The sequence below is a fragment of the Nonomuraea sp. KM90 genome (assembly GCF_052246675.1).
Classification (GTDB): Bacteria; Actinomycetota; Actinomycetes; order Streptosporangiales; family Streptosporangiaceae; genus Nonomuraea.
The window spans coordinates 195,310-215,671 of the sequence record NZ_JBQQCB010000007.1; the positions used below are offsets into that span (position 1 = coordinate 195,310).

Genomic DNA, 20,362 nt, shown 5'->3' on the forward strand with positions numbered 1-20,362 from the left:
CTTTCTGTTCTCGGGTAACAGCGTTGATCCGGGATCAGCTCGCCAGCCCGCCGGCCGTCTCGCCGCCGTCGATGACGAAGCTCTGCCCGGTCACGAATCCCGCCTCGTCGCCGGCGAGGTAGGCGACGAGCGCGGCGATCTCCGCCGGCCGGCCCAGCCGGCCGAGCGGTATCTTGCGCGCGCATTCCGCCAGGGCGGCGGGGGAGTACTCCGCCTCCTGCATCGGCGTGAGCACGTAGCCCGGGCAGACGGCGTTGACCCGGATCTGCGGCGCCAGCTCCAGGGCCATCGTCTTGGTCAGCTCGATCACCCCCGCCTTGCTCACGTTGTAGGCGCTGTAGTCCGGCATGCCGACCATCCCGCTGACCGAGGCGATGTTGACGATGGCCCCGCCGCGGTCGCGCATGCGCCGGGCGGCCCGCTGGGAGACCAGGAACACGCCGGTCAGGTTCACCCGCAGGATGCGTTCCCAGTCGGCCAGCGGCACGTCGAGGAAGGCGCCCGGGCTGCTGATGCCGGCGTTGTTGACGGCGACGTCCACCCCGCCCCAGCGGCGGCCGATCTCCTCGAACGCCTCGTCCACCGCCGCCGGTTCCGCCACGTTGGTGACGAGCCCCAGGTCGGCTCCCGGTACGCGGTCGTCGAGCCGGTCCATGGCCGCCTTGTCGCGGTCCATGACGGCCACCCGGGCGCCGTCGTCGACGAAGCGGCGGGCGATGGCGGCGCCGATGCCGGAGGCCCCGCCGGTGACGATCACTCTGCGCTCAGCCGGTGTCTTCATGGATGCTCCGCCAGGTCTCGGGGTCGAGGGCGCTCGCCGTCCGCGGGTCCTCGCTCAGCCGCCGGTAGAAGCTCGCGTTGTGCTGCCGCACCTGGTCGGCGGCGGCGTTCAGCACGCTGTCGGGGGAGAGGTCCAGCAGCCACACCGGCCGCAGCTTGGCGCCGTACAGGGCCTTGGCCTCGTACGACTTGAGGCCCGCGTGGACCCAGCGCAGCCCGAGCTCGGCCGCCAGGTCGAGCTGGGCGGCCAGCACGACGTTGCCGTACTCGGCCGCGCCGGACAGCCGGTCGTAGTCGAAGCCGGCCCAGCGCAGGAAGATCGCGTCGGTGCCCACGTAGTACAGGCAGAACCCGACGGGGTCGCCGCCGTCGCGGCAGCAGAGCGCCACCCGGGCGGCCGCGCCCATGTGCACCGCGTGGCTGTTCAGCGCCACCCGTTCCACCTCGGGCTCGCTGTCGATGCCGTATTTCGCCAGGGTCTTGGACGCCGGCACCGCCAGCAGGTCGACGCAGTCGGCCAGCGGCAGGTGCCTGATCTTGTACCCGGCGTCCTCGAAGGCCCGGCGGCCGGTGCGGATGCGGTAGCGCTTCTTGGACGACAGGTAGCCGGGCCAGCCGTCGACCGCGGTCCACGCGTCGGCGTCCATCACCACGGCGGGCGCGGTGACCCCGGCGCGGCGGGCCAGCTCCAGCTCGGACGTGGGCAGGTACATCGCCACGCAGGGCCGGCCGGCCGCCCGCGCCCGCAGCTCCTCGATGAGCGCGGGCACACCCTCCGGCGCGCCCAGGAAGTGGGTCTGGTAACCCTCGCGGGGCCCGACCATCAGCCCGGCGGGCGGGGGCGCCGGCAGGCCGCGCGCCGCCAGCTGCTCGGTCCACCGGTACAGCGGCAGCGCCGGCGGCTCGGTCAGCTCCACGTACGGCACGGCGGCCCCGTCGCGCACCACGGCGTCGCCCGCCCCGCCGTATTCCGCCGCGCAGAAGCGCAACCAGGCACTGGTCGAGTAGAAATGCGGTCCGGCCAGCTCGTCCCAGGCGGCCGGGGTCAGTCCAGCGAGCACAGCGTCTCCTTCGGGCCGAAGATCTCGTCGCCGACCGACCGGATGCGGGTGACCGCGAAGACCACGGCCCCGGCCAGCAGGGCGGCCACGGCGATCACCATCGCCGTCCGCACGCCGAGCCGCTCACCCAGCAGCCCGCCGAGCAGCCCGCCCAGCGGGATCGTGCCGAAGACGAAGAACCGGTAGGTCGCCGTCACCCTGCCGAGCAGCTCCGGCGGCACGAGGGCCCCGCGCAGGCTCAGGCTGTGCACGTTGAACACGGCCAGCGCGAGGCCGTACACGAACAGGCCGGCGGCCAGGACCGAGCCGGCCACGAGCGGGGACCCCGAGGCCGCGGGCACCAGGCCGAGCGCGGCACAGCCGAGGATCATCGTCCAGACCATGGTGCGGCCGACCCCGAGGACCTGGCCGGCGCGGTCGGCCACGAACGAGCCGGCCAGCGCGCCCACGCTCCCGACGGCCAGGACGGCGCCCAGGAGGCTGGTGGACAGGTGCAGCTCGCGCACGCCGTACAGCAGGTACAGGGTGAGGATGACCTGCTCGAACAGGTTGAACCAGGCCGAGCCCACGGTGAGCGGGCGCAGCAGGGGGTCGCGCAGCGTGGTGGCCAGGCCTTCCTTGATCTCCGTCCAGGTGGAGGCCCGGTCCGCCGGCCGGTCGGGGGGCGGCTCGCGGTGCCGGATGGCCGCCACGCTCACCGCGGCGGCCAGGTAGGTGACGGCGTTGGCCACGATCGAGACGGGCGCGGTCAGCCACTGGACGAGCAGGCCGCCCACGCCCGGGCCGCCGATGGACGCGATCGAGTACGTCGCCTCCAGCCGGGAGTTGGCCTGGACGAGCTGGTCCTTGGACACCAGGGACGGCAGGTAGACGACGTAGGCCACGTCGAAGACGGCGGTGAGCAGGCCGGTCAGGAAGGCGATGGCGTACAGGACGGGCATGGACAGCAGGTCGGCCACGTAGAGCACGGGGACCAGGCCGAGCAGGGCCGCCCGGCCCAGGTTGGCGACGGTCAGGGCGGGGCGCTTGCGGTTCCCGTCCAGCCACACCCCGGCGAACAGGGTGATCAGCAGCACCGGCGCGAACTGCATGGCGGTCAGGACGCCCAGCTCCCCGGCGGTGGCCTGCAGGGTGAGGATCGCGGTCAGCGGCAGGGCCAGCACGGTGATCTGCGCGCCGAACTGCGAGATCGTCTCGCCGCCCCACAGCTTGAGGAAGTCGCCGTGACGCCAGAGGCCGGCCATCACGCCACCTGAGCCGCGCCGAGCCTCTGGTGCAGGGTCGCCAGCTTGGGGCGGTACCGGGGGGCGTCGGCCGGGTCGGCCGCGTACCACAGCGACCACAGCTCCACGCCGGTGAAGCCGTAGCGGCGCTTGAAGTCGTCGTTGCCCTTGCCGAGCTCCAGGCGCTCCCACCCGCGCTCCAGCCCCATCCGCAGCAGCTCGTAGAGCGTGAACAGGTACGGGCTGACCTCCTTGACCACCGTGTGGTCCATGCCGCCGGACCACAGGTAGAACCGGCGGTCGTGCTCCATCCCGACGAAGGCGGCGACCGTGCGGCCTTCCCAGTCGGCCCGCAGCAGCCGGCCGTGGGGGGTGCTCGCCACTGCCTGGAAGCCGGCCCGGTCGTACAGGACGGGCCAGTCGTGCCGCACGGCCGAGCCGTTGGCCAGCTCGACGACCTCGTCGATGCGCTCGGGCGCGGGATCCTCCTCCATGATCAGCCGCATCCCCTTCTCGGTCGAGCGCCGCCACCGCCTGCGCCACTCCCGGCGCTTGTCCACGTCGCCGAGGTCGGGTTCGGGGCCGCCGCCGATCGTCCGGTGGTAGGCGTGGTCCAGCCGCACCATGCCGTCGGGCTGCCGGACGGTGGCCCACTCCAGGGCCGCCTCCAGCGGCAGGTTGAGCACGAGCAGGCCGCAGGTGCCGGGCATCTGCCCTGTCGCGTAGTCCATCAGGCCGGCCACCTCGTCCGGCTGTTCGGCCAGGTACGCGGGGCCGTACCCGGCGTAGAGCGAGCCGAGGGTGAGGATCGGCCGGTCCCAGATCCGGCCCAGCTCCGTGTCGAGCTCGTAGCCGTGCCAGAAGGGTGAGTATTCGAGGCGCTGGAGGAGGGGCCGGTCGGTCTGCCGCAGCCGCTCGACGGTGTTGCCGCTCCACGCGGTGAGCCATTCCTCGGTGTCGAATACGGTACGTGGATAATGCGTGATGTGTGGCATTGTCATGGTTTCCTCCACGGTACGGCGGCGCCGTATTCGGCAAACCGTTCGCCGTGAAAAGCGGCGCTCACCATGGTGCCCAACTCGTAATGCCAGAATTCCCACGAGTACGGCGCGAAACCTGCGCCGAGCATCGCCCAGTAGAGCATTCGGCGCAGCCGCCGGTATTCGGACCGGGGGTCATTCTCGTAATGCGTGAGCCAGGACCGCTCGTTGAACTCGTCGAACTCCGCGCCGAGATCCAGCTCACGACCCTCGGAATCGCACAGCGTGACGTCCACCGCGCCCCCGGTGGTGTGCGGCGGCGGCGAGGTCAGGAACTCCTCCTGGTCGGTGGGCGGCAGCGCCAGATACATCTCGACCGTGGCGTCGTCGCCCGGATCGGGCAGCGTCCGGCGGAACTGCTCGACGATCTCGGCCTGGGTCTCCAGCGTGCGCAGGCCGTCCCAGACCAGGATGCCGATGCCGTCGGGCAGCGCGGCCGAGGCGCTCCGCAGCCCCGCCAGCACCCGGCGCCGAACGAAGACGCGGCTGTCGGCGGCGGCGATGCCGCGCCGGTGGTAGGCGGGGCCGGCGTGCACGTCCGGCACGCCGGCCACCTCCACCAGCGGCTCGCCGCACTCGCGCACCCCAATGCCCGGCGGCGGCGACACCGTTGGCTCGATGACGATGGGCCCGTCCAATGTGGTGATCATCGTCAGCTCCCGAACCATGCCTTGGCGAACCCCTCGGACAGATCGGGTGGCAGCTCGACGGGCTCGGCCGGGGAAAGGCCCTCCACGGGGGCGGTGTAGCCCCACGCGTAGGCGCCGGAGTTGGGCAAAACGACCAGGTCTCCCTCGGCCATCGGGGGCAGCGTGGCGTGCCTGGCGATCACGTCGAAGGAGTCCATGACCGGGCCGAGCACGGCCGCGGGCACCGGGTCGCCGGACCGCGCGGCGGCGGCGATCTCCACGCCGGCCTCGGGCTCGATGAAGGTGGTCTCGAACAGGCCGGCGTACGCGCTGGTGTCGAGATGGACCAGCCGCCGCCCGGCCACGACGCGATCGGCCACGACCCGGCTCAGCATCGCCATGGCCGGCTGGCAGAGATACCGGCCGGGCTCGCACAGCACGTCCACGTCCGGCGGCAGGGCCTGGGCGATCCGCTGGAAGAAGCCCGGGTGATCGTGGTGGAACCGGTCGCGGGAGCCGGGGAACCCGCCGCCGATGTTGATCGTCGGCACGGCGACCCCCGCCTCGGCCAGCCGCTCCCGCAGGCCCAGCAGCACGTCGAGACCGCGCAGGTACGGCTGCGCCTGCTCCATCTCGGCCCCCGCGGTGCCGACGAAGAACGACAGCGCCTCGACCTCGATGCCGCGTTCGACGGCCCGCCCGGCCAGGCCGGCGAGCACGTCAGGGGTGTTGCCGAAGCGCACGATCGAGCGGGTGGACTCCCCGGCGTCGGGCGGCCGCAGCCGCAGGGTGATCCTGGCCGTGTCCGGCAACATCTCCAGGCCCCTGGTGTCGTCCACCACGAACCGGGTCACTCCGGACGCGAGGATTCTCTCCAGGTTTCCCGGCGTGATGACCGGGTTGAGATAGGCGATGCGGTGCGGCGAGACCCCCAGGTCGAGCAGGGTGGCGAGGTGCCCGGGATTGGTGACGTTGAACTCCTCCACCAGCGGGTCCAGTGCCCGCAGCACCAGCGGGTGGGCGTTGGCCTTGGTCGCGTACGAGATGCGGGCGCCGAGCCGGGTCCGCAGTTCGGCCACCCCGGCGCGCAGCGTGGCCGGGGCGAACAGGAACGCCGGCGTCTCGACCCGCTCCTTCTCCGCCCAGTCGGCCACCTGGTCGACGAGCTGCTGGGAAAGCATGACGGCTCCTCAGTGGTAGTCCGGACCACGCAGCAGGTAGCCGAGTTCGATACCGCTGGAGTCGATGTGCGGGTCGGTGGAGGTGAAGCCGGCCACGGTCAGCCCGGCCCGCCGGAACAGCTCGTCCCAGTAGGCCTTCCTGGCCAGGCGCTGGCGGGTGAAGTAGTGGATGAGGAAGTACGGGTTCCAGAAGTTCCTGGCCACGCCGTGCCGCATGACGGCCGGGTTGCCGATCTCGTCGCTGACCTCGATGACGACGACGTTGATCCGCGGGAACCGGGCGACGACGTCGCGCAGCAGGTCGAGCACCGCCTCCTCGCCCTCTTGGGCCAGGATCTCCTGCAGCACGTAGCCCAGGACGATCAGGTCGGGCCGGCACTCCGGGGGCGGGTCGCGCAGGAAGTCGGTGGCCGAGGCGTTCACCAGGCGGACCCGCTCGGCCATGCCCGTCCGCTCAACCAGGCCGACCGCCGCCCGGTAGCCGTCCGGGTCCGGCTCCACCCCGACCGCCCGCAGGCCGGGGACGGCCTTGGCGAACTCCGTGAGGTACAGCGCGTTGCCGCAGCCGAGGTCGAGCAGCTCCTGAGCGGTCACGCCGCCCTGCTCCAGCAGGTCGAGGGTCATCGGCATGCCGTCGTAGCGGCTGATCTCGCAGCTGCCCACGCCCACGTACGCGCCGTTGCGGGTGCAGATCGGGGGCGCCGCGGGCCAGGGCGCCCCCGATCTGCTGGATCGTGGTGGCGTACCCGCCGATGAGGAAGGTGTACCAGGCACGGAACTCGTCGAGCCCGCGCGCCCGTCCCGTCAGCGCGACGCGGTCGTCCGCCAGCTGCACGATGTCCTCGTTGGCCAGGTAGAGCAGGAAGCCGCGCAGCCGGTCGACGTCCATGGTCAGCTCGTCGGCGAGGGCCGGGATCGGGACCGGCGGCCGGTCGGCCAGGGCGTCGTAGATGCCGGTGTCGAAGAGGTGGTGGATGCCCACCGCGAGGAAGTGCTCGGTGATGGGCCGGATCGCCTCGACGAGCCGCAGCTCGAACGACGGGTCCACGGTCGTCCTGAGCGGGCTGGCCAGGGTCGTGGTGGTGGTCACGGCGTCCTCCCGGATCGGTCGTCGGCCGGCCCGGTGGCCGGATCGTTCTCGCGCGAGAAGTCGCCCCAGCGCAGCAGGTCGAACAGCCGCTTGCCGGTCGATGGCGGGCTGAAGAAGAACGTGGTCTGCTCCCGGCGGCGCAGCAGCCCGTGCGCGACGAAGTCCCGTGCCGTCGCGGCCCAGTACCGGGGACCGCTCCTGAGCAGCAGCGAGGCGTAGTCGGCCGCGGTCATCGGGCGGCCGAACCAGTGGTTGACGGAGACGGACGGCGTACGCGCCCTGATGTCGTGCCAGCACCCGCGCGGCATGAACAGCACGTCGCCCGGCCCCACGGTGCCCGCGTAGAACACCGCCCGGCGCAGCCGCGGGAACCGGTCCAGGTCCGGGTCCATCAGGTCGACCTGGCTGTTGACCAGGTTGCCGGGGAACGGGTAGACGTCACGGGCGTGCTCCCACGGCACCAGCACCACGTGCTTCTCGCCCCAGATCTGGCAGAAGAAGTTGTCCTTCAGATCCGAGTGCAGCATCGACCTGGTGCCGGCCGAGCCGATCCACACCCGGGTGTCCGTGCCGTCCGGCAGGCCGCCGCTGAGCGGCTCGAAGTCGTAGTCGCAGGCCGGGAACAGCTCGGCGGCCCGGGTGTAGGCCAGGTAGCAGGGCGAGTCCGCCGGGGTGGTCAACATGGTGTGGACGAACTCGGCGAACGGCAGCGTGCGCTCGTAGTTCTTCTGGTCCTGGGGGAACAGCACGCCGTTGGCCGGCAGCCCCATCAGTGCGGTGACGGGGCGCCGGCCGTGCGTGCCGGCCAGGTTCTCGGGCGTCCAGCGAGTCCTGGCCGGCCACGAGTCGGACAGCCCGGGGAACACCATGGGGCCCGAACGGTCGGCGATGGCCTGCCGTACCGCGGCGGGCGTGGGGTTGCCGTGGCGGGGCAGCGGCCGCACGTCGAGACCGGCCTCGCGCAGCGTGTCGGCAGGGTCAACCTGCTGGTGCAGCGAGCACATGAATGGGGTCCTTAGCGGATCGACGGTTGCCGGGGTTCTGGGACGCGGGCGAGGTCCGGGGGGACCGACGTCTCGGGTACGACCGACGTCTCGGGTACGACGCCGACACAGACCAGGCGAGGCTGGCCGGTCACGACATATCCGGATTCGGTGCTGGTGACGGTGAGGGCGGCGCCGGGCTGGTACCAGCGGCACCGGTGCGGCCAGAACTCGATCTCACCCTCGGGCAGGAGCCCGAGCTCCCTCCCGACGTGCGCCATGGCCACCGTGCCCGAGCCGCAGGCCAGCGTCTCGCAGTTGATCGCGCGCTCCCACGTGCGGTACTCGACCCGCCGCCCCTCGACCCGGGCGAAGTTGAGGTGCACGCCCTGGGGAAAGAGGTCCCGGTAGGCCCGGTTGACGTGGGTGCCGATGTGGTGGGCGAGGGCGACCGACTCCGTGATGTCGTCACCGTCCGGCCTGCCGATGGCGCCCCGCGCGTCGATGAACAGCTTCTCCGCCAGCTCGTCCGGCAGCCCGTGCCCGCGGAACAGCGCCAGATGGGGCTCGCCGCTGAAGGTCAGGTAGCCGCCCAGCTCGCCCACGCCCGGCACGTCGAGGCCGCTGATCCGGTCGATCCCGTCGGCCGGGGGCGGCCCGCTCCGGTTGATCAGCTCCGCCGGGACCGGGCGGGTCTCGCCCATGTCGACCCAGGTGCGGCGACCGTCCCCCTCCGCGCCGATCTGCACCGGCCGGGGCCGTCCGGTGGGGAGCTCGGTGAGCACCCGCCACTGATCGCCGCCGTGCTCCCGCCGCAGCACGGCGGCGGTGCACAGCAGCCCGTTCCCGCAGGACAGCGTCTCGGACCCGTCCACCTCGAAGATCCGGAAGACGTAGTCGGCCGGGCCGGTGGCCTCGGAGAGGTACAGGACGTTGTCCGTCCCCCCGATGCCGAAGTCGCCGTTGAGCGCCCAGCGCGCGAAGCCGGCCCGCTGCTCGTCGCCGGCCAGCGGCGTGCGGGTCTCGTCGACGATGATGAACGTGTTGCCGAACGAGGTGTACTTGCTGAACCGGATGTCCATGGTCACACCGTTGTGGGGATGGGACCGGTGGCCACCGGCAGCCCCACGTCGCTCTGGATGAGCGACTTGACGCCGGCCGCCAGCTCGGTGGAGTCGTCGGGCAGGCGCGTACCGAAGAGGTTCTCGCAGTGCCTGGCCCGCAGGTCACGGTCCTTGCCGTGATATTCGGCCCGCCGGTGCATCATGCGGTAGTTGTCGATCACCGCGACCTCGCCGGCCGACCAGCCGATCTCGATCTCGTGCTCGAACGCCCAGCGCTCCACGATCTCCAGCAGCTCCCGCGGCACCGGAGTGCCGTCGCCCAGCGTCATGCCGTAGAACGTCTGCTCCGTCATCGCCTGCAGCATCGTGTTGCTGAAGCTGTCGTCGCCGTTGGGCGTCCTGATCACGATCGGTGTCTCGCAGCAGGTGTACAGCGTGCCGTCGGGGAGGAACTGGTGGCTGAAGCCGGGCAGCGAGTCCAGCACCTGCCCGACCTCCCCGGCCGTCGCCCCGCCGGCCGCCGTCCGCCAGGTCTCCTCGCCCCAGTGACGCTCGAAGCGGAGCGTGTTCGCCCGGCAGAACTCCCGCCAGCGCGGGCTGAGCTCGTTGAGCAGCCGCACCCCGTCGACCGCCCCCGTGGGCGCGCCGCCGTCACTGCCCTCGAACAGGCACAGGAACCAGATGGCATCCGGCCTGTAGGGGTTGTAGGAGTCCTCGGCATGGAAGCCCAGCGCCTCCCCGCCCTCCGGGTAGTGCACGTGGCGGGCCCCGGCACACGTACCGAACCGCCCGGTGAAGGCCTCGAACTCCGCCAGGGTCGGCTGGTATCCCGTGAAGTGCACGTAGCCGTCCTTCTTCAGGAGCGGTACGACGATCGCGGGGTCGATGTCCGCGAGCCGCTCACCGGGACCGGCGGCGATTTCGCAGCCAATGGTCTTCGAGAGAATCTTCATGCCACACCTTCCGGATGTTCCGGCCGTCCATCACCGCCCAGAATCACCCGTCTGGCTATATTGGCTGTCCAACCCCGTTGATGCGCCGCTGAAACACGTGGTGAGCCGTTCCCGGCGCGGAGGAGCGTCACGTGACGGTCGTTCCTACCGCCTCCACCGGCGGCAGATCCTCGGGAACCAGGACCAGCGGCCGCTCACCCTCCGCGTGGTGGCTCATGATCCGTGCGCTCCCGCCATCAGCGCGGCCAGGTCCTCCGGCTCGATGAACGACGGCGGCACCGGCGGCCCCCAGCTGTAGAGGATGCGCATGTCCTGGAACACCTCCGGCTCCCAGATCGCCTCGTCCACGATGCAGTCCAGGTCGGAGTAGTACTCGGAGAAGTTGCCCGCCGGGTCCTTGAGGTACCAGAAGAAGTTCGAGCCGATGTGGTGGCGGCCCAGCCCCCACACATGCCGTTCCGGGTGCCCTTCCAGCATCCGGTGGGCGCCGCGGCCGATCTCGTCGACGTCCTCGACCTCCCAGGAGGTGTGGTGCAGGTACGGGATCGGCGCCGGCTGGACCAGCAGGTTGTGGTGGTCGGTCGAGCAGCGCAGGAACGCGGCGATGCCCGGCACCTCGTCGCTGACCTTGAACCCGAGGCCCTCGGTGAAGAAGCGCCGGCTGGCCTCCTGGTCGGTGGAGCCGAGGACCACGTGGCCGAGCTTGCGCGGCCGTACCGGCTGCTCGCGCAGCACGCCGGGCGCGCGGGCGTCGACCCGGTCGGCGCGGCCGGGCCCGTTGTAGACGGGGGCGGGCTCGGCCGGGCGGGCGATCCGTTCGGCGACCGACACCTGGACGCGGACCTTCGTACCGGGGTCGGTCACCCGGCCGTCAGCATCGAGCGCCAGGTCCAGCCGGGCCAGGCCGGCCCCGATGCGGCCGAGGTCGTCGGCGTCGTCCACGCCGATGCCCAGCTCGACCAGCCGCCGGGTGGGCGCGTGCACCAGGTGGAGCTGCTCGCCGCCGTCGGCGGTGGCGAAGGTGTGCTCGCCGGTGGCGAGCAGCCCGAAGTCGGCGTAGTAGGCGACGGTCTCGGCGACGTTCGGGACGCCGATGGTGATCCGGGTCAGGCGGTGCAGTGTCATGGTCAGGCTCCCGTGAACGTGGTTCGGAGGGTGCCGATGCCCTCGATCGTGCTGTGCAGGTGCTCGCCGGGGGTCAGGAAGCGGGCCGGGGTACGGGTGCCGCCGATGCCGCCCGGCGTACCGGTGAAGATCACGTCTCCCGGCAGCAGCGGGGTCACCGACGACAGCCGCTCGACCAGCTCGGGCACCGAGAAGATCATCTGGCTGGTACGGGCGTGCTGCATGCGCTCGCCGTCCAGGTAGCAGGCGATCTCCAGATCGTCGGGATCGGCGAACTCGTCCGGGGTCACCAGCCACGGCCCCATCGGCCCGAACCCGGGGAAGGACTTGCCGAGGGAGAACTGCTGCGGCTGCGGCGGCGACAGTTGCGTGATGCGTTCCGACAGGTCCTGCCCCACCGTCAGCCCCGCCACGTACGACCAGGCGTCGCCCGCGGCCACCCGGTGGGCGGGCCGGCCGATCACCACCACCAGCTCCACCTCCCAGTCGGTCAGCCCGCCCTCCGGCAGCACGACGACGGCGTCCTGACCGGTCAGGCAGGAGACGAACTTGGTGAACACCGGCGGCCGGGCCCCGGGCTCGATCCGCGACTCCTCGGCGTGGTCGCGGTAGTTCACCCCGATCGCGAACACCTGGCGCGGCGCGGGCGCCGGAGCCCCCAGCTCCGCCTCGGCGAACGGCACGGGTTCGGCGGCGTCCGGGCTCCAGGCCCGCAGCTCGTCCCAGCGCTCGAACAGCGCCTGCGGGTCGGCCGGAAACCGCCCACCGCCGGCCTTCTCGATGTCGATCGCGCCGCCGTCGGCCAGCAGCACCGCCCGGCCGGCAAGGTTGGCAACCCGCATGAGCTTCCCTTCGTCCATCGGCTTGTCACCCCGATTCAACGAAGGCCGGGCCCACGGCCGCTTGCGCGCCCAGCCCAAAGTCTCGCCGCCGATTGGTCCCAGCGGTGACCCCGCCCGCGCTCAGCGCCCCGACGGGATGCGGCGCCGGCACCAAAGGGCCGCCTCCTCCGGCCTCGAAGGTTCGCTCCCCGCTCGGCCGGATGGTGGGAGCCGAGGAGGTCAGGCGTCGTCGCGCTGGTGGAGCGCGGCGACCACCTCGGCGACGCCCGCGTCGGTGAGTACGAGCGGCCGGTAGCCCTCGCGGGCCAGGAGCCCGCCGGCGATGCTCGCGCGGCGGCCGGAGGCACAGGCGACGAGCACGGGCCGCTCCGGGTCGAGCTCGGCCGGAACGCCCTGGGTGAACAGGTCGGGCAGGAAGCGCTCGACGGCGCCCGCCAGTCGCGTCCGCTCCCGCTCGCTGGGCATCCGCACGTCCAGGAACTGGGCGTCGGTCTCGGTCAGGCGGTGGACGAAGGCGTCCAGGTCCAGCAGCTCGTACGCCTGCGTGGCGTCCTTTCCGAGGTCGCGGACGACGCCCCGCACGGTGTCGACCCCTACCTGGGCCAGCTGGGTGACGGCCTCGGTGACGTCCTGACCGGGCTCGGCGACCAGGGTGATCGGCTGCCGATAGGGGAGCAGCCAACCTGCCCAGCTGCCGAAGTCGTCGTCCAGCTCGATGCCCAGGGAGCCGGGGAGCATGCCACGGGTCTGAGCCTCGCGCGGCCGGACGTCGACGACGTACGTGCCCGCCGCCGGTCGCCCGAGCTCGGGCACGCTCACGGGCGGCATGGGCGGCACGCCGAGCGTGTTGGCCGGGCCCATGTGCCGGTAGAAGCCGGGGATGGGCATGGGCGCGGCCAGCAGCGCATCGGCGAACTCCTCCGGGTCCTCGATCGCCAGCAGCGGGTTGTCCTGCCGTTCGGCCCCGATGGTGGAGGTCAGCTTGCCGGAGCCGGTGGCGGTGCAGAACGAGCCCTTCCCGTGGGTCGGGTACAGGCCGACATCGGGCGGTAGCGCGGCCAGCCGGCGTAGCGAGACGTACTGGAGCCGGGCCAGCGAGCGGGCCCGGTCGGGACCGAGCAGATCGGGCCGCCCGGCCGAGGCGACCAGCAGGCTGCCGCCGGAGAACAGCGCGACCGGTTCGCCGCCGATGAGCACGAGGTAGCTCGTGTGCTCGGGGGTGTGGCCGGGTGTGTGAACGGGCCGGAGGGTCAGGCCGCCACCGCCGTCGATGTCCTCCAGGTGGAAGGCGGGCGTGTGCCGGTACGCGGGCGCGGCGGCCGCGGGCAGCACCAGCTCGGCGCCGGTACGCAGCGCGGCCTGCTCGGCGCCGGAGACGTAGTCGTTGTGCAGATGGGTCTCCAGCACGAATCGGACCTCGGCGGCACACTCGGCGGCGGCCCGCAGGAAGCGGTCGATGTCGCGCTGGGGATCGACGAGGACGCCCATGCCCTCATGGGTCAGCAGGTAGGTCTGGTCGCCCAGGCCGGGCGTCCGGAACGACATGACGTCCATCGTTCTTCTCCTCAAATCGAACAAGGCCGACCAGTCAACTGCCCAAGGAAGCCCGTGTCGTGTCAGTGGCGGCGTCAGGGCGGCGGCGGCCCGGTGTCAGAGCGGTCGGCGATGGTTGAGCCCATGAACGGAACAGCGAACGCGGCGCCCACAGGCCGCACTTCACCAGCCGTCCGTTCACCCGAATCTCTCGTCGCAGATCTGAAGGAGCACCCCATCATGTCCGTCACCCTTTCCGGCCAGGACACGCTCACCCTGCGGACCGCCGCCTGGGGCGCCGTCTCGCTGATGTCCGCCGCCGGTGCCGCCGGCTCGGCCCACAAGGCCGCCACCGAAGGCAGCATCGCCCTGACCTCCGCGACCGGCCCCGTCGGGCACGTGCTCACCAAGGCGCCCAAGGGCGTGAAGTACGGCAAGACCGTCGCCGCACTAGCCGACCAGGTGCTGCCCGCCTTGACGGCAGCCATGAGCCTGCTCAAGCAGCAGGACCCCACCGAGGCCGGCAACTTCCGCCGCACCGTCATCGTCGCCGTCGAAGCGGCCACCCGGCCCCACAAGGGCGAGCCCAGCCCCACCATGACGGAGATGGCCCGCAAGATCACCGAAGCCCTCGACGCCTCCTGACGAGATGTGCATGCCGTAACCGGACATCGGCTACGGGCTGGGCGTGCCGCTTCCCCGTCGCTGGATCTCGCCAGATTCTAAAATATCGTTCTAGTATCGGAAGGGAGGGTTCCTCAGTCGGCAAGGAGAGGACAGCCATGGGCGTACTGGAAGGCAAGGTCGCGGTCGTCACCGGAGCGAGCAGGGGCATCGGCGCCGCGATAGCGGTAAGGCTGGCCGCTGAGGGTGCGAAGGTCGTCGCCGCCGCCCGTACCGTCGACGCGTCGCAGAGCCGCCTCGAAGGGACGATCGGCGACACCGTCGCCCGGATCGAGGCGGCCGGTGGCACCGCCTTCGCCCAGGCCACCGACCTGTCGCGGGAGCAGGACAGGCGGGCGCTCGTCGAGGCGGCCGAACAGCGGTACGGCACGGTCGACATCCTGGTCAACAACGCCGCGGTCACCTACTTCACGCCGGTGTCGGACTTCACCGACCGTCGCTACCACCTGATGTTCGAGGTGCAGGTCAACGCGCCCTTCCACCTCGCCCAACTGGTGATGCCCGGGATGCGGGAACGCGGCGAGGGCTGGATCCTCAACATCTCCTCCATCGCCGCCCGCCACCCGACGTTCCCGCCCGGTCCGCACGCCGGTTTCGGCGGCACGGTGTACGGCATGTGCAAGGCCGCCCTCGAACGCTTCACCACCGGCCTCGCCGCCGAGCTCTACGCCGACAACATCGCCGTGAACGCGCTGTCGCCGAACCAGGTCGTCCCCACCCCGGGCACCCTCTTCCACCGCCTCACCACCGACGACGACCCGAACGCCGAGCCTCCCACCGTCATGGCCGACGCCGCCCTGGCCCTGTGCCACCGCCCGGTCGCGGAGCTCACCGGCCGCATCGCGTACTCGCAGGACTTGCTGACCGAACTCCAGAAGGGCTGAGGCCGGGGTCGCCCGCGGGCTGCCGGCCCCATCACTCCGGCCGCGTACGGCGCTCGCGCCCTTCCCCCGCCGGGCGTCCGAGCAGCTTGTCGATGTTGCGGCGCTCGCGTTTGGTGGGCCGCCCCGCGCCCCGGGCCCGGACGGCCACCGTCACGGTCTCCTCGCGGGGAGGCGGCGGAGGGCTCTTGTCGACGTAGCACTCGGCGGCCACGGCGGCGCCGACGCGCTTGGTGATGACCCGGGAGACGACGACGATGCGCTCGCGCCCCTCGTGCCGCAGCCGGATCTCGTCGCCGGCCCGGACGACGTGCGCGGGCTTGACGCGTACCCCGTTGACCCGGACGTGGCCGCCCCGGCAGGCGTCGGACGCGATCGACCGAGTCCTGGTGAGCCGGACCGACCAGATCCAGCTGTCCACCCGCGCACTCACCTGCTCACCTGCCACTCCGACACCCTACTGAGTGCCGTGACACCCCGTCGATCGCGCAGGAGCCGGGTGCGCTGACATGCGCGTGCCGGATGCGGCCGATCCGATCCCCTGCCCGCGGGGTGGATCAGACGGCGGCGTCGGTGGAGCGGCTGAGCTCCTCCCAGCCGGCCATGTCCTGCAGCCGGGATGCGAGCTCGGCGCGAATGCCGTCGATCGCGTCACTGCCCAGCACCAGCCGCAGGGGTGGGTTGCCGCTGTGGACGGCGGTGACGATGGCGCCTGCGGCCTTGGCGGGGTCGCCTGGCTCCTGGCCCCGCATCGAGTCGATGGTCGTCCGGAAGGCGCCGACGCTGCCGTGATATGCCTCCGGCACCGCGGTGACGATCTTGCTCGCGTTGATCTGGGTACGGAAGGCCCCGGGTTCGACGATCATTACGCGGACGCCGAGCGGGGAGAGCTCCTGGGCGAGCGTCTGCGACAGGCCTTCCAGGGCGAACTTGCCCGCGTGGTAGGCGCCGAATCCGAGGAAGGTGACTTGCCCGCCCATGGAGCTCATCTGCACGATCGTGCCGCTGCCCTGCTCGCGCAGGTGCGGCAGGACCGCCTTGGTGACCTCGGCGGCGCCGAAGAACAGCGTGTCCATCTGACTGCGCAGCTGGTCCATGTCGAGGCCCTCGACCGCGCCGAAGAGCAGGTTTCCGGCATTGTTGACCACGACGTCGATCCGGCCGTGGACGGCCAGTGTCGCCTCGACCGCATCCTTGATGGAGCCTGAGTCGGTCACGTCCAGCGTGGTGACGCTGACCTGGCCCTGGCCGAGCTCCACCAGATCGGCCAGGGCCTCAGGGCGGCGGGCGGTGGCCATCACCCGGTCGCCCGCAGCAACCGCGGCACGCACGAGCTCGCGACCGAACCCGGTGGAACAACCAGTGATCAGCCAGACCCGGGCCTGGCCGCCGGCGATGTCAGGCATGTGTGAATCTCCTTAGGTGTCGGGGTCGCCACGTGCTTCCCGCTGTCCACCAGCCTGTCCGGGGACCGTGATCCAGATCCAACACTCGCTTTCTGCCGCGCTACAGTCAGAAGCTGTGACCCATCCTGAGCTGCGGCAACTGCGGTATTTCGTCACGGTGGCCGAGGAGCTGAGCTTCACCCGGGCAGCGGAACGCCTGAGGATCGCCCAGCAGTCACTCTCCCAGCAGATCACCGCTCTGGAGCGCCGGCTGGGGGTGCGGCTGCTCGACCGAGACAGCCGTGGCACCCGGCTGACGGCTGTCGGAGGTACGTTCGTCTCCGAGGCCCGCGCCGTCCTGGAACGCACGGACCAGGCTCTCGCCGTCCTCCAGCGGGCGCGGCGGGGCGAGGTCGGCGATCTGCGCCTGGCCTTCCTGACCACCGTCGCCAACCACCTGCTGCCCCCGATCGTCCGAGCCCTGCGCGAGCAGTTGACGGACGTGCGCGTCACTACCGAGTCGACGGCCATCGGCACCCTCGTGGCGGGCGTCACCAGTGGGCGCTACGACGCCGCGTTCACCCGCCCGCCGCTGGCCGACGGCCTCGCGTCCCGAACGCTGACCAGCGAGCCCGTCTGCGCAGTCCTGCCCGAAGGTCACGTCCTGGCCGACCGCACCGAGCTGGATCTGCGGGACCTGGCGGAGGAACGCTGGATCCTCACCCCGCCGAGCTCATGGGAGCCCTGGCACCGGGCCTACAACGACCACTTTCACGAGGCGGGCTTCATCCCCGACGTCGTCCACACCGACGCCAACCCCCAGAACCTCCTCGGACTGGTAGCCGCCGGCGTCGGCGTTACCCGCCTGGCCCGCTCTTCCCGGAGCCTTCGCCGTACCGGCGTGGTTTTCGTCCCCATCACCGGCGCCTACGCCCCCACCGACGTCATCTGGCGACCGGGTAACGACAACCCCGCGCTCGTGCGTCTGCTCGAGATCGTCACCAACCTCGCGGCAACCTGCGATCTCACTCGAAGCGGATGATCGTGAGGCGGCCGTGACGGTGGACCGTTCTGCCCGAGCCTGACCCGTTCCCGTGCTGCGCCGTTGAGCTATGGGGAGCGGTTCTCATGAAGTTCTCAGGCGAATTTGTGGCACTTTCAACTGAAATTTATGACTATGGGGCAATGGACCGCGTGCCGCCGGAGGCCGGTGCGGCCGAGGCTCAGCTAGCCCAGGGGGCCGTGGCCGGGAGGAGGGCTCGGCGGTTCGCCGTCGCGGGCGGCGTGGTTGTCGTCGTGGCGGTGCTGGCGTACTGGCTGGGAAGCAGTGGTGGGAACGGCGAAGGGGCCGCGCCCAGGCCGAGTGCGACGCCGTCGCCCAGTGCGACGCTCGCGGTGCCCGACGTCTTCAAGAGGGTCGGGCCGTCGGTGGTGGTCATCCAGGCAGGGGAGTCGCTCGGAACCGGGGTGATCGCGGCCGAGGACGGGACGATCCTGACGGCGCACCACGTCGTCAAAGGCACCAAGGACGTCAACCTGACGTTCGCGGACGGCACCAAGGCGAAGGCCGTCGTCGCCTCGTCGAATCCCAAGCGCGACGTCGCGATCCTCAAGCCCGCGGAGCTGCCGGAGATCGTCGTCCCGGCGACGATCGGTGGCGGCGTGGCCGTGGGCGCGCCGGTCGTGGCGATCGGCAATCCGCTGGGCCTGACGTACAGCGTCTCCACCGGAGTCGTGTCGGGCCTGAACCGGACCGCCGAGAAGGACCTGAGCGGGCTCATCCAGTTCGACGCCTCCGTGAACCCGGGCAGCTCCGGCGGTCCCCTCCTGGACGCTCGCGGCCTGGTCATCGGGATCGTCGTCTCGATCGCCGACCCGGGAGGCGACGAGGCGTTCGCCGGCATCGCGTTCGCGGTGCCGATCGGCGTGGCCCTGGGCGGTTCCGACGGCGACGGCCCGCCGGGCGAGGGACCCCTGATCTGACCGACGAGAAGGAACGCCATATGACCTCGACCAAGTCCCCCGAGTCGGCCCAGGCCCATCCACTCGAACAGGTGCTGTTCGAGGTCAAGCGAACGATCGTCGGCCAGGACATCCTGCTGGAGCGCATGGCCGTCGCGCTGATCGCCGACGGCCACCTGCTGGTGGAGGGCGTGCCCGGCCTGGCCAAGACACTCGCGGTGCGGTCGCTGGCCGCCGCGATGGCCGGGAGCTTCCAGCGCGTCCAGTTCACCCCCGACCTGGTGCCCGCCGACCTCGTGGGCACGCGGGTCTACCACCAGCACTCCGGCGAGTTCAGGACGGAGCTCGGCCCGGTGTTCGCGAACCTGCTGCTGGCCGACGAGATCAACCGCGCCCCCGCCAAGGTGCAGAGCGCCCTGCTGGAAGTGATGCAGGAGCATCAGGTGACGATCGGCCGTGAGACGTTCCGGGTGCCGGAGCCGTTCCTGGTCATGGCGACGGAGAACCCGATCGAGTCGGAGGGCACGTACCCGCTGCCCGAGGCGCAGGTCGACCGGTTCATGATGAAGGTCGTCGTCGACTATCCGACGCAGGCCGAGGAGCGGGCGATCGTCGACCGGGCGCTGCGGCCGCCGGAGCCGCCGCAGCCGATGGTGACGGCCGAGGACCTGATGGCGATGCGGGTCCGCGCTCAGGAGGTGTACGTCGATCCGGCGGTCGTCGACTACGCCGTACGGCTGGTCTCCGTGACGCGCTCCCCGGCGACGGGCGGGCTCGGCGAGCTGGAACGGTACGTCACGTACGGGGCGAGCCCGCGGGCGTCCATCGCGCTCGTCACGGGCGCCCGGGCGCTGGCGTTCCTGCGCGGACGCGACTACGTGCTGCCGCACGACCTGTCCGAGCTCGCGCTCGACGTGCTCCGTCACCGCCTCGTGCTGTCGTACGAGGCCCTCGCGGACGACGTCGACGCCGACACGATCGTCTCCAGGGTGCTCGGGGCCGTCCGGGCGCCCGACGTCGTCCTGCAGAGCCGTTGAGCGCGATGGCCACCGCCCCCGAGAAACTCCTGCTCCGCCTGGAGTGGAAGGTCGTCCGCAGGCTCGACGGCCGGCTCCAGGGCGCCCACCGCACCACGTACCGCGGCTCCGGGATCGACTTCACGGGGCTGCGCGCGTACAGCGAGGGCGACGACGCCCGCCACATCGACTGGAACGTGACCGCACGCCTGGACGAGCCGCACCTGCGCGTGTTCACCGAGGACCGCGAGCTCACGGTGTGGCTCGTGCTCGACCGGTCGGCGTCGATGACGGCCGGGCGGCCGGGGCGCGGCAAGCACGACGTACTCGCCGAGCTGGCGCTCGTCCTCGCCCGGCTGTTCGGACGGGGCGGCAACCGCGTCGGCGCGCTGCTGTTCGACACCGGGATGCTGCGCGTCGTGCCGCCCGGCACCTCCCGGCGGCACGCGCTGCGGATCGGCGCCGAGCTGGACCGCACCTCCGCGGCGCACGGCGGCGCCACCACCGACCTGGCCGAGATGCTCGACGCGGCCGGACGGCTCGCGCGCCGCCGCGCGCTCATCGTCGTGCTGTCGGACTTCATCGGCGAAGGCGACTGGGAACGCTCGCTCCAGCGCCTGGCCAGGCGGCACGAGGTGGTCGCCCTGCGGATCGTGGACACGGCCGACGACGTGCTGCCCGAAGCCGGGCTGATCGTGGTCGAGGACGCCGAGACCGGCGAGCAACTCGTCGTCGACTCCGCCGACCCGCTGCTCCGGGTACGCTTCCACGCCGCCGTCGACGCCCGCGACGCCCGGCTCACGGCGGGCATGCGCCGGGCCGGGGTGCCCGTGCACCGCGTCGACACCGACCGCGACCTGGCCGAGGCGCTCGTCGAGGTCGTCGCCCGTACCCGGGACCGGTCGTCATGAGGTCGGCGAAGGAGGCCTC

22 protein-coding genes are annotated in these 20,362 nt (G+C 71.5%); 6 read left to right on the forward strand and 16 right to left on the reverse strand.

Going from position 1 to position 20,362, the window contains the following annotated elements; translation table 11 throughout:
- Positions 1-34 precede the first annotated feature (34 nt).
- The 14 genes from ACTWPW_RS11285 to ACTWPW_RS11350 form a co-directional block, all read right to left on the reverse strand.
- Positions 35-781 carry an SDR family NAD(P)-dependent oxidoreductase gene (locus tag ACTWPW_RS11285; protein WP_443168646.1) on the reverse strand — a complete coding sequence of 249 codons (747 nt, stop codon included), beginning with the start codon at positions 779-781 and terminating at the stop codon, positions 35-37.
- The gene (locus ACTWPW_RS11290; RefSeq protein ID WP_375116773.1) at positions 765-1,841 is read right to left on the reverse strand and encodes a GNAT family N-acetyltransferase; all 1,077 of its coding nucleotides are present in this window, start codon (positions 1,839-1,841) and stop codon (positions 765-767) included. Before ACTWPW_RS11290 ends, ACTWPW_RS11285 begins: the two co-directional genes overlap by 17 nt.
- Positions 1,826-3,085 (reverse strand): MFS transporter, encoded by a 1,260-nt coding sequence (locus tag ACTWPW_RS11295; protein WP_375116772.1) that lies wholly within the window; start codon positions 3,083-3,085, stop codon positions 1,826-1,828. Before ACTWPW_RS11295 ends, ACTWPW_RS11290 begins: the two co-directional genes overlap by 16 nt.
- Positions 3,085-4,065, reverse strand: coding sequence for a GNAT family N-acetyltransferase (locus tag ACTWPW_RS11300; protein ID WP_375116771.1), 981 nt, complete (start codon positions 4,063-4,065; stop codon positions 3,085-3,087). Before ACTWPW_RS11300 ends, ACTWPW_RS11295 begins: the two co-directional genes overlap by 1 nt.
- The gene (locus ACTWPW_RS11305; RefSeq protein WP_375116770.1) at positions 4,062-4,772 is read right to left on the reverse strand and encodes a M15 family metallopeptidase; all 711 of its coding nucleotides are present in this window, start codon (positions 4,770-4,772) and stop codon (positions 4,062-4,064) included. Before ACTWPW_RS11305 ends, ACTWPW_RS11300 begins: the two co-directional genes overlap by 4 nt.
- Positions 4,757-5,914: a hypothetical protein gene (locus tag ACTWPW_RS11310; protein WP_375116769.1), complete on the reverse strand. Its 1,158-nt coding sequence runs from the start codon at positions 5,912-5,914 to the stop codon at positions 4,757-4,759. The genes ACTWPW_RS11305 and ACTWPW_RS11310 overlap by 16 nt, the downstream gene beginning before the upstream one ends.
- A gap of 9 nt (positions 5,915-5,923) precedes the next feature.
- Positions 5,924-6,466 carry a hypothetical protein gene (locus ACTWPW_RS11315; protein WP_443168681.1) on the reverse strand — a complete coding sequence of 181 codons (543 nt, stop codon included), beginning with the start codon at positions 6,464-6,466 and terminating at the stop codon, positions 5,924-5,926.
- On the reverse strand, positions 6,369-7,004 hold the full coding sequence (locus ACTWPW_RS11320; RefSeq protein WP_443168647.1) for a hypothetical protein: 636 nt from the start codon (positions 7,002-7,004) through the stop codon (positions 6,369-6,371). The genes ACTWPW_RS11315 and ACTWPW_RS11320 overlap by 98 nt, the downstream gene beginning before the upstream one ends.
- Positions 7,001-8,008 carry a cupin-like domain-containing protein gene (locus ACTWPW_RS11325; RefSeq protein ID WP_375116767.1) on the reverse strand — a complete coding sequence of 336 codons (1,008 nt, stop codon included), beginning with the start codon at positions 8,006-8,008 and terminating at the stop codon, positions 7,001-7,003. The genes ACTWPW_RS11320 and ACTWPW_RS11325 overlap by 4 nt, the downstream gene beginning before the upstream one ends.
- Positions 8,009-8,019: 11 nt before the next feature.
- Positions 8,020-9,069 carry a diaminopimelate epimerase gene (locus ACTWPW_RS11330; protein ID WP_443168648.1) on the reverse strand — a complete coding sequence of 350 codons (1,050 nt, stop codon included), beginning with the start codon at positions 9,067-9,069 and terminating at the stop codon, positions 8,020-8,022.
- Positions 9,070-9,071: 2 nt separating this feature from the next.
- On the reverse strand, positions 9,072-10,004 hold the full coding sequence (locus ACTWPW_RS11335; RefSeq protein WP_375116765.1) for a TauD/TfdA family dioxygenase: 933 nt from the start codon (positions 10,002-10,004) through the stop codon (positions 9,072-9,074).
- A 213-nt stretch (positions 10,005-10,217) separates the two neighbouring features.
- Positions 10,218-11,129 (reverse strand): VOC family protein, encoded by a 912-nt coding sequence (locus tag ACTWPW_RS11340; RefSeq protein WP_443168649.1) that lies wholly within the window; start codon positions 11,127-11,129, stop codon positions 10,218-10,220.
- A 2-nt stretch (positions 11,130-11,131) separates the two neighbouring features.
- Positions 11,132-11,989: a fumarylacetoacetate hydrolase family protein gene (locus ACTWPW_RS11345; RefSeq protein ID WP_443168650.1), complete on the reverse strand. Its 858-nt coding sequence runs from the start codon at positions 11,987-11,989 to the stop codon at positions 11,132-11,134.
- A 201-nt stretch (positions 11,990-12,190) separates the two neighbouring features.
- Positions 12,191-13,525, reverse strand: coding sequence for an MBL fold metallo-hydrolase (locus ACTWPW_RS11350; RefSeq protein ID WP_443168651.1), 1,335 nt, complete (start codon positions 13,523-13,525; stop codon positions 12,191-12,193).
- A 219-nt stretch (positions 13,526-13,744) separates the two neighbouring features.
- Here ACTWPW_RS11350 and ACTWPW_RS11355 point away from each other — a divergent pair, with 219 nt between their 5' ends.
- The gene (locus ACTWPW_RS11355) at positions 13,745-14,149 is read left to right on the forward strand and encodes a hypothetical protein (RefSeq protein WP_443168652.1); all 405 of its coding nucleotides are present in this window, start codon (positions 13,745-13,747) and stop codon (positions 14,147-14,149) included.
- A 137-nt stretch (positions 14,150-14,286) separates the two neighbouring features.
- Positions 14,287-15,072 (forward strand): SDR family NAD(P)-dependent oxidoreductase, encoded by a 786-nt coding sequence (locus ACTWPW_RS11360; RefSeq protein WP_375116760.1) that lies wholly within the window; start codon positions 14,287-14,289, stop codon positions 15,070-15,072.
- 31 nt (positions 15,073-15,103) lie between these two features.
- Here the strand turns inward: ACTWPW_RS11360 and ACTWPW_RS11365 are convergent, their stop codons facing one another.
- Together ACTWPW_RS11365 and ACTWPW_RS11370 are read right to left on the reverse strand one after the other, a co-directional pair.
- Positions 15,104-15,517, reverse strand: a complete 414-nt coding sequence (locus ACTWPW_RS11365; RefSeq protein WP_443168653.1) for an RNA-binding S4 domain-containing protein — start codon at positions 15,515-15,517, stop codon at positions 15,104-15,106.
- Positions 15,518-15,626: 109 nt separating this feature from the next.
- Positions 15,627-16,475 (reverse strand): oxidoreductase, encoded by an 849-nt coding sequence (locus ACTWPW_RS11370; protein ID WP_375116758.1) that lies wholly within the window; start codon positions 16,473-16,475, stop codon positions 15,627-15,629.
- Positions 16,476-16,590: 115 nt separating this feature from the next.
- Here ACTWPW_RS11370 and ACTWPW_RS11375 point away from each other — a divergent pair, with 115 nt between their 5' ends.
- The 4 genes from ACTWPW_RS11375 to ACTWPW_RS11390 all read left to right on the forward strand — a co-directional run bounded on the left by ACTWPW_RS11375 (position 16,591) and on the right by ACTWPW_RS11390 (position 20,343).
- Positions 16,591-17,496 (forward strand): LysR family transcriptional regulator, encoded by a 906-nt coding sequence (locus ACTWPW_RS11375; RefSeq protein ID WP_443168654.1) that lies wholly within the window; start codon positions 16,591-16,593, stop codon positions 17,494-17,496.
- 143 nt (positions 17,497-17,639) lie between these two features.
- Positions 17,640-18,437: a S1C family serine protease gene (locus ACTWPW_RS11380; RefSeq protein WP_375116756.1), complete on the forward strand. Its 798-nt coding sequence runs from the start codon at positions 17,640-17,642 to the stop codon at positions 18,435-18,437.
- A gap of 20 nt (positions 18,438-18,457) precedes the next feature.
- The gene (locus ACTWPW_RS11385) at positions 18,458-19,453 is read left to right on the forward strand and encodes an AAA family ATPase (RefSeq protein ID WP_375116755.1); all 996 of its coding nucleotides are present in this window, start codon (positions 18,458-18,460) and stop codon (positions 19,451-19,453) included.
- A 5-nt stretch (positions 19,454-19,458) separates the two neighbouring features.
- On the forward strand, positions 19,459-20,343 hold the full coding sequence (locus ACTWPW_RS11390) for a DUF58 domain-containing protein (protein ID WP_443168655.1): 885 nt from the start codon (positions 19,459-19,461) through the stop codon (positions 20,341-20,343).
- Positions 20,344-20,362: the final 19 nt, after the last annotated feature.

Coding starts and splice junctions, on each gene's coding strand:
- ACTWPW_RS11285 (WP_443168646.1), bottom strand. CDS start 781: ATGAAGACACCGGCTGAGCGCAGAGTGATCGTCACCGGCGGGGCCTCC.
- ACTWPW_RS11295 (WP_375116772.1), bottom strand. CDS start 3,085: ATGGCCGGCCTCTGGCGTCACGGCGACTTCCTCAAGCTGTGGGGCGGC.
- ACTWPW_RS11300 (WP_375116771.1), bottom strand. CDS start 4,065: ATGACAATGCCACACATCACGCATTATCCACGTACCGTATTCGACACC.
- ACTWPW_RS11305 (WP_375116770.1), bottom strand. CDS start 4,772: ATGGTTCGGGAGCTGACGATGATCACCACATTGGACGGGCCCATCGTC.
- ACTWPW_RS11310 (WP_375116769.1), bottom strand. CDS start 5,914: ATGCTTTCCCAGCAGCTCGTCGACCAGGTGGCCGACTGGGCGGAGAAG.
- ACTWPW_RS11325 (WP_375116767.1), bottom strand. CDS start 8,008: ATGTGCTCGCTGCACCAGCAGGTTGACCCTGCCGACACGCTGCGCGAG.
- ACTWPW_RS11330 (WP_443168648.1), bottom strand. CDS start 9,069: ATGGACATCCGGTTCAGCAAGTACACCTCGTTCGGCAACACGTTCATC.
- ACTWPW_RS11335 (WP_375116765.1), bottom strand. CDS start 10,004: ATGAAGATTCTCTCGAAGACCATTGGCTGCGAAATCGCCGCCGGTCCC.
- ACTWPW_RS11340 (WP_443168649.1), bottom strand. CDS start 11,129: ATGACACTGCACCGCCTGACCCGGATCACCATCGGCGTCCCGAACGTC.
- ACTWPW_RS11345 (WP_443168650.1), bottom strand. CDS start 11,989: ATGGACGAAGGGAAGCTCATGCGGGTTGCCAACCTTGCCGGCCGGGCG.
- ACTWPW_RS11350 (WP_443168651.1), bottom strand. CDS start 13,525: ATGGACGTCATGTCGTTCCGGACGCCCGGCCTGGGCGACCAGACCTAC.
- ACTWPW_RS11355 (WP_443168652.1), top strand. CDS start 13,745: ATGTCCGTCACCCTTTCCGGCCAGGACACGCTCACCCTGCGGACCGCC.
- ACTWPW_RS11360 (WP_375116760.1), top strand. CDS start 14,287: ATGGGCGTACTGGAAGGCAAGGTCGCGGTCGTCACCGGAGCGAGCAGG.
- ACTWPW_RS11370 (WP_375116758.1), bottom strand. CDS start 16,475: ATGCCTGACATCGCCGGCGGCCAGGCCCGGGTCTGGCTGATCACTGGT.
- ACTWPW_RS11380 (WP_375116756.1), top strand. CDS start 17,640: ATGGACCGCGTGCCGCCGGAGGCCGGTGCGGCCGAGGCTCAGCTAGCC.
- ACTWPW_RS11385 (WP_375116755.1), top strand. CDS start 18,458: ATGACCTCGACCAAGTCCCCCGAGTCGGCCCAGGCCCATCCACTCGAA.
- ACTWPW_RS11390 (WP_443168655.1), top strand. CDS start 19,459: ATGGCCACCGCCCCCGAGAAACTCCTGCTCCGCCTGGAGTGGAAGGTC.